Annotated in this window: 20 protein-coding genes; 13 read left to right on the top strand and 7 right to left on the bottom strand. The window is 71.2% G+C overall.

The window, feature by feature from the left end:
• The first annotated feature begins 39 nt into the window (after nt 1-39).
• The 5 genes from urtB to FF096_RS17680 all read left to right on the top strand — a co-directional run bounded on the left by urtB (nt 40) and on the right by FF096_RS17680 (nt 5,645).
• Nucleotides 40-927 carry an urea ABC transporter permease subunit UrtB gene (urtB, locus tag FF096_RS17700; protein ID WP_309223497.1) on the top strand — a complete coding sequence of 296 codons (888 nt, stop codon included), beginning with the start codon at nt 40-42 and terminating at the stop codon, nt 925-927.
• The gene (urtC, locus tag FF096_RS17695; RefSeq protein ID WP_230462705.1) at nt 924-2,090 is read left to right on the top strand and encodes an urea ABC transporter permease subunit UrtC; all 1,167 of its coding nucleotides are present in this window, start codon (nt 924-926) and stop codon (nt 2,088-2,090) included. The genes urtB and urtC overlap by 4 nt, the downstream gene beginning before the upstream one ends.
• Entirely contained in the window at nt 2,087-2,860 is a 774-nt protein-coding gene (urtD, locus tag FF096_RS17690) for an urea ABC transporter ATP-binding protein UrtD (RefSeq protein WP_155219722.1), read from the top strand. Before urtC ends, urtD begins: the two co-directional genes overlap by 4 nt.
• An 8-nt stretch (nt 2,861-2,868) precedes the next feature.
• Nucleotides 2,869-3,552 carry an urea ABC transporter ATP-binding subunit UrtE gene (urtE, locus tag FF096_RS17685; protein ID WP_230462704.1) on the top strand — a complete coding sequence of 228 codons (684 nt, stop codon included), beginning with the start codon at nt 2,869-2,871 and terminating at the stop codon, nt 3,550-3,552.
• A 110-nt stretch (nt 3,553-3,662) separates the two neighbouring features.
• Nucleotides 3,663-5,645 carry a cellulase family glycosylhydrolase gene (locus FF096_RS17680; protein WP_155219714.1) on the top strand — a complete coding sequence of 661 codons (1,983 nt, stop codon included), beginning with the start codon at nt 3,663-3,665 and terminating at the stop codon, nt 5,643-5,645.
• A 140-nt stretch (nt 5,646-5,785) separates the two neighbouring features.
• Here the strand turns inward: FF096_RS17680 and FF096_RS17675 are convergent, their stop codons facing one another.
• The 6 genes from FF096_RS17675 to FF096_RS17650 form a co-directional block, all read right to left on the bottom strand.
• Nucleotides 5,786-6,280 carry a Rieske (2Fe-2S) protein gene (locus FF096_RS17675; RefSeq protein ID WP_155219711.1) on the bottom strand — a complete coding sequence of 165 codons (495 nt, stop codon included), beginning with the start codon at nt 6,278-6,280 and terminating at the stop codon, nt 5,786-5,788.
• A gap of 26 nt (nt 6,281-6,306) precedes the next feature.
• Complete coding sequence (locus FF096_RS17670; protein WP_196222571.1) at nt 6,307-6,870, bottom strand: DUF6529 family protein; 564 nt, start codon at nt 6,868-6,870, stop codon at nt 6,307-6,309.
• Nucleotides 6,871-6,938: 68 nt separating this feature from the next.
• Nucleotides 6,939-7,733 (bottom strand): hypothetical protein, encoded by a 795-nt coding sequence (locus FF096_RS17665; protein ID WP_155219706.1) that lies wholly within the window; start codon nt 7,731-7,733, stop codon nt 6,939-6,941.
• 103 nt (nt 7,734-7,836) lie between these two features.
• Entirely contained in the window at nt 7,837-8,505 is a 669-nt protein-coding gene (locus FF096_RS17660) for an STAS domain-containing protein (RefSeq protein ID WP_155219704.1), read from the bottom strand.
• Between the two features lie 87 nt (nt 8,506-8,592).
• Complete coding sequence (locus tag FF096_RS17655) at nt 8,593-8,862, bottom strand: GlsB/YeaQ/YmgE family stress response membrane protein (RefSeq protein WP_155219701.1); 270 nt, start codon at nt 8,860-8,862, stop codon at nt 8,593-8,595.
• Nucleotides 8,863-8,908: 46 nt separating this feature from the next.
• Entirely contained in the window at nt 8,909-9,352 is a 444-nt protein-coding gene (locus FF096_RS17650) for an STAS domain-containing protein (protein ID WP_309223496.1), read from the bottom strand.
• A 153-nt stretch (nt 9,353-9,505) separates the two neighbouring features.
• Between FF096_RS17650 and FF096_RS17645 the strand changes: the two genes are divergently transcribed.
• The 8 genes from FF096_RS17645 (at nt 9,506) to FF096_RS27510 (ending at nt 15,913) form a co-directional block, all read left to right on the top strand.
• Nucleotides 9,506-10,195, top strand: coding sequence for a response regulator transcription factor (locus FF096_RS17645; protein WP_155219695.1), 690 nt, complete (start codon nt 9,506-9,508; stop codon nt 10,193-10,195).
• Nucleotides 10,192-11,547, top strand: a complete 1,356-nt coding sequence (locus FF096_RS17640; RefSeq protein ID WP_155219692.1) for a HAMP domain-containing sensor histidine kinase — start codon at nt 10,192-10,194, stop codon at nt 11,545-11,547. Before FF096_RS17645 ends, FF096_RS17640 begins: the two co-directional genes overlap by 4 nt.
• Before the next feature lie 83 nt (nt 11,548-11,630).
• Nucleotides 11,631-12,179 (top strand): GerMN domain-containing protein, encoded by a 549-nt coding sequence (locus FF096_RS17635; RefSeq protein ID WP_309223535.1) that lies wholly within the window; start codon nt 11,631-11,633, stop codon nt 12,177-12,179.
• A gap of 137 nt (nt 12,180-12,316) precedes the next feature.
• Nucleotides 12,317-12,586, top strand: coding sequence for a GlsB/YeaQ/YmgE family stress response membrane protein (locus tag FF096_RS17630; protein WP_309223495.1), 270 nt, complete (start codon nt 12,317-12,319; stop codon nt 12,584-12,586).
• Nucleotides 12,587-12,825: 239 nt separating this feature from the next.
• Nucleotides 12,826-14,682 carry a molecular chaperone HtpG gene (gene htpG, locus FF096_RS17625; RefSeq protein ID WP_196222569.1) on the top strand — a complete coding sequence of 619 codons (1,857 nt, stop codon included), beginning with the start codon at nt 12,826-12,828 and terminating at the stop codon, nt 14,680-14,682.
• A gap of 87 nt (nt 14,683-14,769) precedes the next feature.
• A complete protein-coding gene (locus FF096_RS26730) occupies nt 14,770-14,955 on the top strand; it encodes a hypothetical protein (RefSeq protein ID WP_230462703.1) in 186 nt (61 codons plus the stop codon).
• A gap of 260 nt (nt 14,956-15,215) precedes the next feature.
• A complete protein-coding gene (locus FF096_RS17615) occupies nt 15,216-15,560 on the top strand; it encodes a hypothetical protein (RefSeq protein ID WP_155219690.1) in 345 nt (114 codons plus the stop codon).
• Nucleotides 15,561-15,610: 50 nt separating this feature from the next.
• Nucleotides 15,611-15,913: a hypothetical protein gene (locus FF096_RS27510; RefSeq protein WP_155219688.1), complete on the top strand. Its 303-nt coding sequence runs from the start codon at nt 15,611-15,613 to the stop codon at nt 15,911-15,913.
• 38 nt (nt 15,914-15,951) lie between these two features.
• Here FF096_RS27510 and FF096_RS17605 read toward each other — a convergent pair whose 3' ends face one another.
• Complete coding sequence (locus tag FF096_RS17605; protein ID WP_155219685.1) at nt 15,952-16,278, bottom strand: hypothetical protein; 327 nt, start codon at nt 16,276-16,278, stop codon at nt 15,952-15,954.
• Between the last annotated feature and the right edge of the window lie 67 nt (nt 16,279-16,345).

Raw genomic sequence — 16,345 nt, 5'->3', positions numbered from 1 at the left:
CCGCCCGAACCGCCCCACCACCAGTTCGGAGTACGCACCGTGACAGTTCTCTTCGGTCAACTCTTCACCGGCGTCAGCATCGGGGCGGTGCTGCTGCTCATCGCGCTCGGTCTGGCCCTCACCTTCGGCCAGATGGGCGTGATCAACATGGCCCATGGTGAGTTCATCATGGCCGGCGCCTACACCACGTACGTCCTGCAACAGGTCATCACCGCGGCCGGCTGGTCGCTGCTGGTCGCTCTGCCGGTCGCCTTCGTGGTGGCCGGCGCGATGGGCGTGTTGCTGGAGTTCCTGCTGATCCGCCGACTCTACGCCCGCCCGCTGGACACCCTGCTGGTCACCTGGGGGGTGTCGCTGATCCTGCAACAGCTCGCCCGGGACATCTTCGGCAGTCCCAACGTGCAGACCCGCGCCCCGGAGCTGCTCACCGGCAACATCGGGCTGCCCGGCGGCATCACGGTGGCCAACAACCGGTTGTTCATCCTCGCCCTGGCCGGTGGCGCGGTCGTCGCGTTGACCGTCGCCCTGCGGTTCACCCCGCTGGGCCGCCGGATCCGGGCCGTCGTGCAGAACCGGGACCTGGCCGCCGTCTCCGGCATCGCCACCGCCCGGGTCGACCGGATGACCTTCTTCATCGGATCCGGCCTGGCCGGCATCGCCGGGGTGGCGCTCACCCTGCTCGGGCCGATCGGCCCCACCATGGGCACCAACCTGATCATCGACGCCTTCCTGGTCGTCGTGGTCGGCGGCATCGGCCAGCTCAAGGGCACCGTCATCGTCGCCTTCGCGCTGGGCGTGCTCCAGGCCGCCGGCGAGTACCTCACCACCCTCAGCGTCGCCAAGGTGATGGTCTTCATCGCCATCGTCGCGTTCCTCCAGTGGCGACCCCAGGGCATGTTCACCCTGCGCACCAGGAGCCTGGCATGACAGCCGTCGTCCGAGATCCCGTCACCGCCGACCCCGCCCCGATCCCACCGAGCAGACCGACGGCCGGTCCGTCCCGGCACCGGTTCCGGGCCGCCGCCGGGTTCGCCTTCGGCGCGGCCCTGCTCTTCGCCGTCGCGCCACTGGCGCTGTCGGACTTCCGGCTCTCCCTGCTGGCCAAGTACCTCTGCGTGGCCATGGTCGCGGTCGGCATCGGCCTGGCCTGGGGTCGGGGCGGCATGCTCACCCTCGGCCAGGGGGTCTTCTTCGGCCTCGGCGGCTACGCGATGGCCATGCACCTCAAGCTCGCCGACGCGGGCCCGGGCAACATGCCCGACTTCATGCTGCTGTACGGGCAACTCGACGAACTGCCCCTGTGGTGGCGACCGTTCGCCAGCCCCTGGTTCGCCCTGCCGGCCACCGTGCTGTTGCCGATGGCGGTGGCCTTCGTGCTCGGATCGCTGGTCTTCCGCCGCCGCGTCCGGGGCGCCTACTTCGCCATCCTCAGCCAGGCACTCGCCGCCGCCATGGTGATCCTGCTGATCGGCCAGCAGGGCACCACCGGTGGCACCAACGGGCTCACCGACATCCAGGGCTTCTTCGGCTACGACCTGGACGACCCGGTCAACCAGCGGATGGTCTACTTCATCATCGCCGGCACCCTGCTGGCGCTGTTGGCCCTGGCCCGGCACCTGATCCAGAGCCGCTACGGTGAACTGCTGGTGGCGGTGCGCGACTCCGAGGAACGGGTCCGGTTCCTCGGCTACGACCCGGCGACGGTCAAACTGGTCGCCTACGTGGTCGCGGCGGGCATGGCCGGGCTGGCCGGTGCGCTGTTCGTGCCGGCGGTGGGCATCATCTCCCCGGCGCTGATCGGGATCGTGCCCTCCATCGAGTTCGTCATCGGCGTCGCCGTGGGCGGTCGGGCGACGCTGCTCGGTCCGGTGCTCGGCGCGGTCGCCGTGGCCTGGGCGCGTACCGCCCTGTCGGAGCGGTTCCCGGGCACCTGGACGTACCTTCAGGGCCTGCTGTTCGTGGTGGTGGTGGCGTTCCTACCCGGCGGCCTGGCCTCGCTGGTCGGCCTGGCCCGCCGCCGCGACGACGGTGCGGCGCGCCCGCGCCGGTTCGGTCGGCTACGGCTGCGGCGGCGGGAGGAGTCGGCATGAGCAGCCAGTTGCACGGGCTCTACGTGCGTGATCTGCGGGTCAGCTTCGACGGGTTCACCGCCGTCGACGGGGTCTCCCTCGACGTCGCTCCCGGCGACATCCGGTTCCTGATCGGACCCAACGGTGCCGGTAAGACCACCCTGGTGGACGCGGTCACCGGGCTGGCACGGGCCACCGGCTCGGTACGCTTCGGCGACCGGGAACTGCTCGGCCGACCGGTGCACCGGATCAGTCGGCTCGGTGTCGGCCGCACCTTCCAGACCTCGACGGTGTTCGAGGGGCTGACCGTGTTGCAGAACCTCGACATCGCCGCCGGTGCCCGGCGCGGTTGGACGACGCTGCTGCGTCGCCGACACAGCGTGCCCGACGAGGTGGCCGAGGCCCTCGACGTGATCGGCCTGGCGGGCCGGGCCGACCAGCTGGCCGGCACTCTCGCCCACGGGCAGAAACAGTGGCTGGAGATCGGCATGCTGCTCGTGCAGGACGCCCGCCTGCTGCTGCTCGACGAGCCGGTCGCCGGCATGAGCCACGAGGAACGCGACGCCACCGGGCGACTGCTGGAGAAGGTGAGCCAGGACCGCACCGTGGTGGTGATCGAGCACGACATGGACTTCCTGCGCCGCTTCGCGCGCACCGTCACCGTGCTGCACGCCGGTCGGGTGCTCAGCGAGGGCACCGTGGCCCAGGTGCAGGCCGATCCACGCGTGCAGGAGGTCTACCTCGGTCACCCGGTCGACGCCGGGTCGGCCCCGACGCACACGGAGGCATGATGCTCGCGATGCGTGGCGTGCACGCCGGTTACGGGCGCAGCCGGGTGCTGCACGGCGTCGACGTGGCGGTACCCGCCGACGGGGTCGCCACCGTGCTCGGCCACAACGGCGCCGGCAAGTCCACTCTGCTGCGGGTGGCCGCCGGCCTGCTGCGCCCCAGCGCCGGACGGGTCGAACTGGACGGTGAGGACATCACCCGGCTCTCCCCGCACGAACGGGTCGCCCGGGGGATCGCGTACGTGCCGCAGGGGCAGCAGTGCTTTCCGCACCTGACCGCGGCGGAGAACCTGCGCCTGGTGGCCGACGGTCGGCGTGACGGCGCGGCGGCCACCGCGGAGGTGTTGGACCTGTTCCCGGCGCTGCCGCCGTTGCTGCGTCGGCGGGCCGGGCTGCTCTCCGGCGGCCAGCGTCAACAGTTGGCCATCGCCCGGGCGCTGATCACCCGGCCCCGGCTGCTGATGCTCGACGAGCCGACGGAGGGCATCCAGCCGTCGGTGGTGGCCGAGATCCAGGAGCGGATCGTGGCGCTCATCGCACAGACCGGTTTCAGTGTCCTCCTGGTCGAGCAGCATCTCGGGTTCGCGCTGCGGGTGGCCGACCGCTACCACGTGTTGGAGTCCGGTCGGGTCACCTCCGCCGGGGACGGCGGTGCCACCGCGGAACACACGGTTCGGGAGGCGCTCGCGGTGTGACGCTTCCCCTGGTGGCCAAGACCGCCTAGGGTGTCGATGGAAGCGCTCCCACGACCCTTGGGCACGGGTCGTCGTCGACGTTCCTCGTCACCAACCTCAGAGGAAGTCGCATGTCCGCACGTACCACAATCACGGCCGTCGCGGCGGCGGCCGTCGTCCTGTTCGGCGCGGCCGCCGCCGCACCCGCCGCCACCGCGGCCCCGACGGTCGGGGAACCGGCCGTCGCCGCCGCGGCCACCGCCGACTGGCTGCACACCGACGGCAACCGGATCGTCGACGAGGCCGGAAACGAGGTCTGGCTCACCGGGGCCAACTGGTTCGGCTTCAACGCCAGCGAGCGGGTCTTCCACGGCCTGTGGTCGGGCAACCTCGAATCGATCACCCGCCAGATGGCCCAGCGTGGCATCAACATCGTCCGGGTGCCCATCTCCACGCAACTGCTGCTGGAGTGGAAGGCCGGGCAGACCATCCGGCCCAACATCAACACGTACGTCAACCCGGAGCTGGAGGGCCTGAACAACCTCCAGGTCTTCGACCACTGGCTCGACCTGTGCGAGAAGTACGGCCTGAAGGTCATGCTCGACGTGCACAGCGCCGAGGCGGACAACTCCGGCCACGTCTATCCGGTGTGGTGGAAGGGCAGCATCACCGCGGAGCAGTTCTTCCAGGGCTGGGAATGGATCACCACCCGGTACCGGACGAACGACACCATCGTCGCGATGGACGTCAAGAACGAGCCACACGGGACCCCGAACGACCCCGAGCGGGCCAAGTGGGACTCCAGCACCGACCAGGACAACTTCAAGTACGCGTGTGAGACGGCGGGCCGGCGGATCCTGGCGATCAACCCGAACCTGCTGATCCTCTGCGAGGGCATCGAGGTCTACCCGCGTGCCGGGGCCACCTGGGACTCGCCCAACACCAACCCCGATCTCAGCCCCAACTACCACTACAACTGGTGGGGCGGCAACCTGCGCGGCGTCGCCGAACACCCGGTCGACCTCGGCGCCGGACAGGACCAGCTCGTCTACTCACCGCACGACTACGGGCCTCTGGTCTACGAGCAGCCGTGGTTCGCCGGGGACTTCGACAAGGACTCGCTGACCAACGACGTGTGGCGGCCGAACTGGTTCTACATCCACGAGCAGAACATCGCGCCGCTGCTGATCGGGGAGTGGGGCGGCCGGCTCGGGCAGGACGCCCGCCAGGACCGCTGGATGGCGGCACTGCGTGATCTGATGATCGAGAACGGCATCCACCACACCTTCTGGTGTCTCAACCCGAACTCCGGTGACACCGGTGGCCTGCTGCTCGACGACTGGGCCAGCTGGGACGAGACGAAGTACAACCAGATGCTCAAGCCCGCGCTGTGGCAGCACAACGGCAAGTTCGTCGGCCTCGACCACGACGTGCGCCTCGGCGGCGCCGACTCCACCACCGGCATGAGCCTCGCCGAGCGCTATGCCGGTGGCCCCGGCCCCGGCGACACCACCGCCCCGACCGCGCCCGGCCAGCCGACCGCCACCGACGTGACCGCCACCGCCGCCACCCTGACCTGGGCGGCCGCCACGGACAACGTGGGTGTCACCTCCTACGAGGTGCTGCGGGCCACCGGCTCCGCGCCGGCCACTGTGGTCGCCACGGTCTCCGGAACCAGCTACCGGGCAACCGGCCTGAGCCCGTCGACCAGCTACACCTTCACCGTCCGGGCCCGCGACGCGGCCGGCAACACCTCGACGGCGTCACCGCCGACGACCGTCACCACCCCGGCCGACAACGGCAACGGCAACGGCGACGCCGGCTGCGCCGCCACGTACCGGGTGACCAACTCCTGGCAAGGTGGTTACCAGGCGGAGGTGACGGTGCGAAACACCGGCACGGCGGGCATCACCGGCTGGACGGTCACCTGGACCGCCCCCGCCGGCACCACGATCGCGTCGCTGTGGAACGGCCGGCTCACCACCGACGGGGACACGGTGACGGTGCGCAACGAGCCCTACAACGGGCAACTCGCCGCCGACACCAGCACCACCTTCGGCCTGACCGGCAACGGATCGGGTACGCCCACCGGGCTGACCTGCACCGCGTCCTGACCTGCGGTCGACTGCCCCACCCTGCGGATCGCGGGTGGGGCAGGGGCCGTCCGGGGGCGTCGTGACGCACCTCGGACGGCCCCGCGCGGCCCGGGCCTGGGGTGGGCCGCGTCACCGCGTTCGCATCGCCGGACGCCCGGTCAGGCCAACCGGATGGCGTCACCGTCGACGGTGACGTTCGCGGCCGGCAGCGGCGCCCGCGCCGGGCCACTGCGTACCGAGCCGTCGGCGATGTCGAACACACTGTTGTGGCAGCCGCAGACGATGGTGCCGTCGGTGACCGAGGTGACCGTGCAGCCCTGGTGGGTGCAGGTCGCCGAGTACGCCTTGATGGTCCCCTCGGTCGGCTGGGTCACCACCACACCGGCGTCGGCGAAGATCGCGCCGCCGCCGACGGGGATGTCGGCCAGCGTGGTCAGCGCCGGCGGAGCGGCGTCGGCACCATCGGCACCCGGGGAAGCGGCGCCGGACGGGTCGGCGCTGGACCCACCGGCGGCCGGGGCGGCCGGTGGTGCGGGTGCCGCCGCCGGCTCACCGTAGGTCGCGCAACCGGTCAACGCGGCCACGCCCACCGCGCCGGTACCGGCCAGCAGGGCTCGTCGCGACCGGCAGCAGCCAGCCTGCTCGTGGTTCATCTGAGGTGCCTTGCCTTTCCGGGGGATCAGAACTGGACGCCGAACGTGGTGAAGTACCAGACCGACGAGGTCAGGAAGATGCCGATCAGGGCGACGAACACCAACCCGCCGACCGTGGGGAGCACCCAACCGGCGAGGCCGCGTTTGGGCAGGGTCAGCATCTTGGTGGCGAACACGCCGAAGAAGAAGCAGCCCAGCAGGGAGTGCAGCAGCGTACGGGTGTCGTAGTCGGCGAAGCCGAGCGCGTAGAGGCAGTGCACCGCGACCGGCACGGTGAGCAGGAAGGCGATCCGTCCCGACCAGCGGTGCGCCGCGCCGGCCCAACTCGGGGAGAAGCCGCCGAGGCGACCCCACATCGACAACGCGGACAGCAACTGGATCACGGCGAAGAAGGCCGCCCCGGTGCCCAGCCACACCTTCACGGTCAGCGGGGAGGAGAAGCCGGCCACGTTGACCGCGATGCCGGTGGGGGTGTGGGTGCGCCCGTAGACACCGAGCGCCACCGCCACCCCGGCCCCGACGACCAGCGGGACCAGCAGCGAGGGCCGCTGCCTCGGCGCGCTCGGCGCGGGGCCGCCGAAGTCACGCATCACCTCGACCGTGGGTTCGGCCGCCCGGCGGGGCACCGTGCGGGTCCCGCCATGCCGGTGTTGGGACATCACCGCCCTCCGGGGATGACCGGCTCGGCGACGAGCGTCACGCCGTCGACCACCGTGCTGTTGAAGGCGGGGTCCAACGGCGGTGCCGGAATCGGCTTGCCGTTCCAGGTGACGATGCCGATCTGGGTGCCGTCGGGCAACATGATCCAGCCACCGTCGTAGCCGCCCTTACGGGTCGCCTCGGTCACCCGGTAGATCGCCGGAGCGGTTCCCGGACCGGACTTCACCACCGCGTCGTCGACCGCCGTGTCGTCGGGCCGGGCGGTGAACTTCCAACGCCGGACGCCGACGACCATCTCGCCGCTGGCCCGGTCACCCCGGATGACCCCGGTCAGCTTGGCGTCCTTACCGGTCAGCTCGATCTTGCCGTCCCGTACCGTGCCGGACAGCCACAACTCCATGCTCCGCCCGTCACAGACGTACGCCTCGGCCTTGCCGTTCTTCACGGTGATGGCGATGGTGGCCCCGTTCTCGAGTTCACCGATCCAGTTCTGTTCGACCGAGTTCACCTCGGTGCCGCCCGACGAGGAGTCCGGTTCCGTCGGCGGTGACGTACCCGCCGGACGCCGGGCGTCGGCGTCGATGTCGCCCGGCTCGTCCCCGGGCGCGGCCGGGTCGACGTCGTCGTCGGCGTCGGGCTCCACATCGGCGGGTTCGGCCGGTGCGGCAGCCGGTGGGGCACCGTCGGCCGCGGGCTGGGTGCCCGGCGGGGATGCCTGTGCACTCATCGTGAACAGCACGGCAGCCGTCACCGCCCCCGACAGGAGGGTGAGCAACGGGGTCAGGCGCTTCATGGGCCACTCCCTTCGCCCAGAGGTACGGAGGAGGTGGCGGATCGGTTCAATCGGGACGCCGGGAAACTGTCTCGCCGATCAGGGTCAGACTCGCCGATCAGGGTCAGACGGAGACGCGGCGGGTCGGGCGGCGACGGCGAGGGCTGGGCGTGGCACGGGCCTCGGTGGTGGGGCGTGGCACGTCGGCCGGTGTCACGTCGACCGGTTGGATGCCGGCGGAGGGGGCGTCCTGGAGCGCCGCCGCCCGCAACTGGTCGAGGGCCACGTCGAGGCTGTCGAAGATCGGGAAGACCCCGTCGAGCTTCATCGTGTGCAGCACGGTGCGGATGAACCTCGACGGCGCGGCGAGGCAGAGCCGCCCACCCCGGTCCCGGACGTCCCGGTGTGCCCGGACCAGCATGCCCAGCCCGACGGAGTCGATGACCTGGACCCGGGTCAGGTCCACCACCACCGTCCCGCTCACGTCGTACGCGGCCCGCAGCGCGGCCCGCAACTCCTCGCCGGAGTTCTGGTCGAGCGCACCGTCGGCGGGCACCGCCGGCTCCGCGGCAGCACCGGCGCCGTCGCCGTGCGGTGGGGCGCCCGGCGGCAACGCACTGCACCGGGGGCAGCGGTGGGGACCGGTGGCGAACGGCGAACCGCTCCACCCGTGGTCGGAGACCAGTGTCCAGACGACCTCCGCGTCGGGCAGCACACAGGCGTTCCCGGTGGTGGTCTCACCGCAGACGTCGCAGATCAGGGTCATCAGGTTGTCGTCCGGTACGACGGTCATCCTGCTTCCTCTCCGGTGCCACGGCTGCTCGGCCGGGGTACGGGACTCGGGGCGGCGGGCGAAGGACGCCGTCGCCGTGCGGACTCCTCACCGGGAGTCGGAGTGTTCCTTACCGGTGGTGGCCACCGCGACGACCACGGCGACGGCCGCGAGCCCGGCCTGCACGACCAGGCCCACCAGGCTGAAGCCCTGCACACCGGCGAGCCAGGCGGTGATGGCGCCGAGCAGCGCGGCAACGGCGCCGATGGTCATGGTGAGCCACAGCGGCACGCTCGGACGGCCGGGCAGGACCAACCGCCCCAGCGCACCGACGGCAAGGCCGATGGCGAGGGCCGTGACGATCCCGGCGCTGGTCATGCTGCTCCTTGTGCTCGCGGTCTGATGCGTCGGCTGCGATGGCGGGTCAGGTGCGCGCGGTGACGGCGGCGCGGCCGTACGCGACGGCCCTCGGCACCGTGCCCGTCGGCGGTGTCACGCCGGGTGTGACGTCGGCCGGTGTGGGGCCGACCTCGGTGACCGGGGCGGCCGCGGCGGCCGCGTCGGTGTGCACCGGCAGGATCTGGTCCAGCCGGGCGGTCTGCAGGATGCGGGTGATGCGCGGGTTCGGATTGCGTACCGCCAGCACGCCGCCGGCACGGACCATCCGGCGGTGCACGTCGAGCAGCAGGCCGATGGCGGCGGCGTCGATGTGCCGGCAGCCGGCCAGGTCGATCACGATCTGCTGGGGGCGCAGCGCCAGGAGCTGGTCGAGGACCGCGCCGGTCTCCGGTAGGCAGGCCAGGTCGAACTCGGTGATGGACACCTCCACCAGCGGCACCGAGCACTCGGGGCGTCGTGGTGCGGTCACGGCGAAGACCCCCTCTCCTGCTGTCTCCGAATGGCTCTCACCCTGCCCAGCGGGGTTGGCGGCCAATTCGCGGACCGATGACAGTTGCGTGACAAAACACCCGGATGCCGGTCGCGGTTGGCCCGGTGGTGAGGGCTTGGGGATGATTCCGGTATGACAGCGGTACTGGTGATCGAGGACGACGACCGGATCCGGTTGGCGTTGCTGCTCGCGCTGGAGGACGAGGGCTACGAGGCCCGGGGTGCGGCCACCGCCGAGGAGGGGCTGCGGATGCAGCGTCGGGATCCCGCCGACTACGTCCTGGTCGACCTGATGCTGCCCGGCATCGACGGCTTCGAGGGCATCCGCCAGTTGCGCCGCGACGACGACGTGCCGATCGTCGTGGTCAGCGCCCGCGACGACACGCATGACATCGTCGCCGCGCTGGAGGCCGGTGCCGACGACTACGTGGTGAAGCCGGTGGCGATCAAGGAACTGACCGCCCGGCTGCGCGCCCTGCGCCGCCGGGGCCGCACCGTGACCGCGCAGGACGGCCCGGAGCCGGTGCCGGTGCTCACCTTCGGTGACCTGGAGGTCAGCCCGGAGGCGGGGGAGGTGCGCCGCTCCGGCGAGGCGGTCGCGGTCACCCGGACCGAGTTCCGGCTGCTGTGCGAGCTGGCCGAGCACGCCGGCCGGGTGCTCTCGCGCCAACAACTGCTCAGCCGCGTCTGGGGGTACGACAGCGGCGACGAACGGCTGGTCGACGTGCACGTCGGTCGGCTGCGGCAGAAGATCGAGGCGGATCCGGCCAACCCCCGGCACCTGGTCACGCTGCGCGGCCTGGGCTACAAGCTGCAACGATGAGACGCCTCGGACTGCGTGCCCGGGTCACCGCCGCGTTCGCGATCGGTGCGTTGCTGCTGTCCGCCTCGATGGCCCTGGTGTCGTACGAGCTGACCCGCCGCACCCTGCTCGACGAGCGGGAACGCACCCTGCTGCGCGCGGCGTACTACGACGCGGCGGTGGTCCACGCCGGGCTGAACGCCGAGAACCCGGACGTCGCCGAGGCGCTCCGGGCGCTGGACACCGGCACCGGGCGGCGACCGCTGGTGCTGCTCAACGGCGAGTGGTACGCCCGCAGCGCCGACAACGGGCTCACCAGCGTCGTGCCGACCCGGCTGCAGGAGCTGGTCGCGGCGGGCGAGCCGGCGGTGCAGCGGGTCCGCGTCAACGACCACCCGGTGATGCTGGTCGGCGTGCCGCTGTCCGAGTCGACCGCGTTCTACGAGATCGCCTCGCTGCGGGAGCTGGAGCAGACCTTCCAGGTGCTGGCGCTGGCGCTGACCGCGGTGGCGATCATGGTGGCCGGATCGGGGGCGGCCCTCGGCTGGTACGCCACCCGGCACGGGCTGCGCCCGCTGACCGCCGTCGCCGACGCCGCCGGGCGGATCGCGGCCGGGGACTTCACCACCCGACTCGCCCCGGACACCGATCCGGACCTGACCCGCCTGTCCACCTCCTTCAACCGGATGGTCGACGAGTTGGCCGGGCGGATCGACCGGGACCGGCGCTTCGCCGCCGACGTCAGCCACGAGTTGCGCTCGCCGTTGCAGACGCTCGCCGCGGCGGCCAGTGTGCTCGCCCGCCGTCGGGAGAACCAGGACGAGCGGACCGCCACCGCGGCCCGGCTGGTCGCCGACGAGATCGACCGCTTCCAGCGGCTGGTCAACGACCTGCTGGACCTGGCTCGTGGCGATCAGCCGGTGCACCGGGAACCGGTGGACCTGCCGGAGTTGGCCCGGCAGGCGTGCCAGGGCCGGGACCTGCCGGAGTCGATGGTGCAGGTGGCGGAGGGGACACCCGCGACCTGGTGGGTGGACCGTCGCCGGGTCACCCAGATGTTGACCAATCTGCTCGACAACGCCGAGCGGTACGGTGCCGGACCGATCGCGGTGCGGCTGTCCCACGCGACCGACACGGGTGTGATCGAGATAGACGACGAGGGCCCGGGAGTGCCGATGGAGGACCGTGAGGTGATCTTCGATCGTTTCGTCCGTGGTCGGGCGGCCAACTATCGCGGTGGTGGTGACGGCACCGGCCTGGGACTGGCGCTGGTGGCCCAGCATGCCGCCGCGCACGGTGGGGAAGCCTCGGTCAGCGACCGCCCCGAGGGTGGTGCCCGGTTCCGCGTCACCCTGCCCGGGAGCATCTCGTGACCCGTACCGCCCCAGGCCGCCGCGAGTACGTCGCCCGGTCCCGGCACGCCGTCCGGTCCGGCCTCGCCGTCCGGGCTGCGGCGGTGGCCGCCGTGGCGCTCCTGCTGCTCGGTGCCTGCGGCGTACCCGGCGAGGACCGGCCCCGCACGGTCACCCCACCGCCGGTGCCCTTCCCGGCCAGCGCCAGTGCGGCCCCCACGGCCGCCGAGACCGGCGCGGTGACCGAGATGCTCTACTTCGCCAGCGACGACCGGCTGGTGCCGGTGATCCGCCGGGTCGACCAGGTGTCCGAGGTCGACGCGCAACTACGTGGCCTGCTGGCCGGGCCGACCCCCGCCGAGCGCGACGACGGGCTGACCAGCGCCCTGCCGGGAGCCTTCACCAGCGCGGTGGTCGAACTCGTCGACGGGGTGGCCCGGGTCACCGTCGTGCTGACCGCCGTGGACACCGGCCGCAGTGACGGACGGCTGGCGTACGGGCAGATCGTCTGTACGCTGACCGCGCGGACCGACGTCGAGGCGGTGCTGTTCCTGGAGGGTGGCGCGCCGTTGAGCGTCCCCCGGGCGGACGGCTCGCTCTCCTCGGGGCCGCTCACCGCAGCCGACTACGCGGTACTGATCAACCCTCGTTGAGCATCCGGATGACGGGTCTTCTGCGATTGCGCGACGGTTGCGTGACAAAGCCGACGGAGGCCGGTGGTGGGGTTTGACAGCCCGACAGGGTAGGGCAACACACTGACGCTCAACTCGGACGTCGGAGGGACGCTCTCGTGGAAATCAGTGGCTTCTTCACCGCAATCATCATCGGTCTGATCATCGGCGCCCTCGGTCGGCTCGTCGTACCGGGTCGTCAGCGCATCCCGATCCTGCTGACCATTCTGATCGGTGTCGTCGCCGCGATCCTCGGCACGCTGGTCGCCGGGGTGCTCGGTGTCGACGACACCGCCGGCATCGACTGGATCGAGTTGTTCATCCAGATCGCCTTCGCCGCCGTCGGCGTATCGCTGGTCGCCGGTACCTACGGCCGTCGCCGCCGCTGACCATCGCTGCGACGCCGCCCGTCCCGTCCCGGGGCGGGCGGCGTCCGGCTGTCCCGGGCCCCGACCGGGTGGGTCCGTTCTCCGTCGGCATCCGTCCACCGACCACCTGAGGCACGCGCAGCGCGACGGCTCGTATCCTTTCCGCGAACAACCGTGGCGACGATCGGAAAGGACTTGGTGTGAACGACCGGGCCGAGACGTTGGAGTTCCAGGCCGAGGCGCGTCAGTTGCTCCGGCTCATGGTGCACTCGATCTACTCGAACAAGGACGTCTTCCTCCGAGAGTTGATCTCGAACGCCTCGGACGCGCTGGACAAGCTGCGCCTGGCGTCGATGGTCGACAAGGATCTCGCCGTCGACACCGACGACCTGCACATCGCCATCGAGGTCGACCGGGACGCCCGTACCCTCACCGTGCGGGACAACGGCATCGGCATGAGCCGCGACGAGGTGGTCTCCGTCATCGGCACCATCGCCAAGTCCGGCACCGCCGAGCTGCTGCGCCAACTGCGTGAGGCGAAGGACGCCGGCGCGTCGCAGGAGCTGATCGGTCAGTTCGGGGTCGGCTTCTACGCCGCGTTCATGGTCGCCGACCGGGTCGAGCTGGTCACCCGGCGGGCCGGTGAGACCGGCGGTACGCGCTGGGAGTCCTCCGGCGAGGGCACCTACACCATCACCGATCTCGACGAGGCGCCCCAGGGCACGGCGGTCACCCTGCACCTCAAGCCCGCCGACGCCGAGGACAACCTGCACGACTACACGGCGGAGTGGACGATCCGGGAGATCGTCAAGCGCTACTCCGACTTCATCGCCCACCCGATCCGGATGACCGTCGAACGTCCCGGCGCGGACGACGCCCCGGCCACCACCGAGACGGTGACGCTCAACTCGATGAAGGCGCTGTGGGCCCGTCCGCGCGGCGAGGTCGAGCCGGCCGAGTACCACGAGTTCTACAAGCACGTCAGCCACGACTGGGCGGACCCGCTGGAGACCATCCACATGCGGGGGGAGGGGACCTTCGAGTACGAGGCGCTGCTGTTCATCCCCACCCACGCGCCGCTGGACCTGTTCTCCCCGCAGGGGCGTCGAGGCGTGCAGTTGTACGTCAAGCGCGTGTTCATCATGGACGACTGCGACGCGCTGATGCCCAACTACCTGCGCTTCATCAAGGGCGTGGTGGACGCCCACGACCTGTCGCTGAACATCTCCCGGGAGATCCTCCAGCAGGACCGGCAGATCCGGGCCGTACGCCGCCGCCTGGTCAAGAAGGTGCTCGCCACGGTCAAGGACCTCAAGGCCGACCAGCCGGAGCGGTACCGCACCTTCTGGACCGAGTTCGGGCCGGTGGTCAAGGAGGGGCTGATCGAGGACACCGACAACAAGGACACCCTGCTGGAGATCCTGTCGGTCGCCTCCACCCACGACCCGGCCGAGTTGACCGACCTCGCCGGTTACGTCGACCGGATGCGCGAGGGGCAGACCGACATCTACTACGCCACCGGCGAGAACCGGGCCACCATCGAGAACTCCCCGCACATGGAGGCGTTCCGCGCCAAGGGCTACGAGGTGCTGCTGCTCACCGACCCGGTGGACGAGGTCTGGGTCGAGCGGGTCGGCAGCTACGACGGCAAGACGCTGCGCTCGATCGCCAAGGGGCAGGTCGACCTGGACACCGAGCAGGAGCGCACCGAGGCCGAGGCCGAACGCGAGCGGCAGCGCACCGAGTACGCCGACCTGCTCAGCTGGATGAGCGAGGTGCTGGCCGACTCGGTCAAGGAGGTCCGGCTGTCGTCCCGGTTGACCACCTCACCGGCCTGCGTGGTGGGCGACGCCCACGACCTGACCCCGACGCTGGAGAAGATGTACCGGGCGATGGGGCAGGAGGTGCCGAAGGTGAAGCGCATCCTGGAGATCAACCCGACCCACCCGCTGGTCACCGGCCTGCGCAAGGCGCACGAGCAGGGCGAGTCGGGTGACTCCCTGGCCGAGACCGCCGAGCTGCTCTACGGCACCGCGCTGCTCGCCGAGGGCGGTGACCTGGCCGACCCGTCGCGCTTCGCCCGGATCCTCGCCGACCGCCTCGCCCGCACCCTGTAGCCGGAGCACTGTCGAGAATCGCGCCCGCCGCCGGGATCGGCACCGACCCGATCCCGGCAGCGGGCCGGGTCTCTCTCGTCGGCATGAGTGCGAGTGCTGGTGGATCCGGACCGCCCGGCTCCCGCCGTCGCGGTCGGCACCATCACCGGCGGAGTTCCGGCCTTCGACGACGCCCGCCCCGACAGCGGCGCGCCGCAGATCGGAGTCTTGACCGCCAGCGGTGCCGTCGACTGGGCGCAGGACGCTGAGGAGACGGCCGCCGCGCCGCAGTGAGCCGGGCCGCGACAGCCTGACGTCCGTGCGACCATCGGTCGGTACCTGGACCGTCACGAGCGGCTCAACATCCGGCCCCGTACTGTGGATCCCCGCAGCCGGCCCGCGTCGCGCCGCCGTTTGTCGGCGGCGCGTTCGAGCACGCGCAACGATTGGATGCAATGATGCGCAACACCGAGATGGCGAGGCTCGGCGGCCTCGTCGGCGCATGGACGACGACCATTTCGAATGCGGTCTTCCTCGATACGTCGGGTGCCGAAATGTCGGGCACCACCACAGTCGAGTGGCTCGGCGAGTCGCTCCTGGTCGTACGGTCGGAGATCGAGGGAGGCGATGGGCCGCGTTCCGAGATGGGTCTCGTGCTCGGCCGTAGCGACGCGAACGACCGGTTCGTCGCGCTCTACCAGGACGGCCGTGGTGTCTGCCGCGAGTTCGCCATGACCTTCGACGGTGGCCGCTGGACGTTGATCCGCGAGGACCCGGACTTCCACCAGCGGTTCGTCGCCGAGGTCGAACAGGACCGGATCGTCGGCCGCTGGGAGGCGTCCGAGGACCGGGGCACGTCCTGGCGGAAGGACTTCGACATCACCTTCGATCGCGTCTGACGACCCACCGGCACCGTCGACGAGTACGGTGCACCCGCTCCGAGGTCGTCGTGCGGGTCAGCCGGGCTGACCGGCCGGCACGGGGGAGGGGTACGACGGCATCCGGTCGCGGCGGGCCAACCCCGGTCGGACATCGCGCGGCGGGCTCGTCGCGCGGCGGCCAGCCGCTGGCGGCGCTGTTCGGCGGCCTGCCGACTGCCCAGGCCGAGGGCCTCGGCGATCTGGTTCCAGGTCGCACCGGCCTGCCGGGCCTGGTCGATCAGGTCGAGTTCGGTGTCGTCAAGCCGTTCCCGGACGCCGGGGATGTCGGCGAGTCGGTCGAGCGGGTCGAGCATCCGTCAACGCTACATTGACGGTGCCGACCGTCGTCCGGTTCCTCGCGGTCGTCCGGTCAGGCGGCGGCCGACTCGTGGTGGGAGTGGTCGGTCGACCAGGCCGGTCGAGTCGCCGGGGCAGACCAGGTGCCCTCCTGCGGGGAGGTGGCTGCCGACGCCTCGTCGGCCGCACCGCCCTGGGCGAGGTTCAGGGCCCGCTGGGCCTGCTGCCACGGTTCGCAGGGCCACTCCTGGCCGGAGCAGAGCAGGTGGACGCAGCCGCCGTCCTCGCTCGGCGCGTGCGCGTCGGCGACATCCAGGGCGAGCCGCCACAGCAGCGGGTCGGTGACGTCGGCCGGGCGGTCGTCGGTGTGGTGATGCCGGTCGGTGGCGTTGTCGGACACGCGTGATCCCCCTCGTAGTCGAGCCTCACGCTCGTGATCTCCAGTCTGCACCGGGGGTAAACCCGAG

This window comes from Micromonospora sp. CP22, from assembly GCF_009712475.1.
Classification (GTDB): domain Bacteria; phylum Actinomycetota; class Actinomycetes; order Mycobacteriales; family Micromonosporaceae; genus Micromonospora.
The sequence above is the reverse complement of the archived record's forward strand: the minus strand, read 5'-3'. Positions and strand labels throughout refer to the sequence as shown.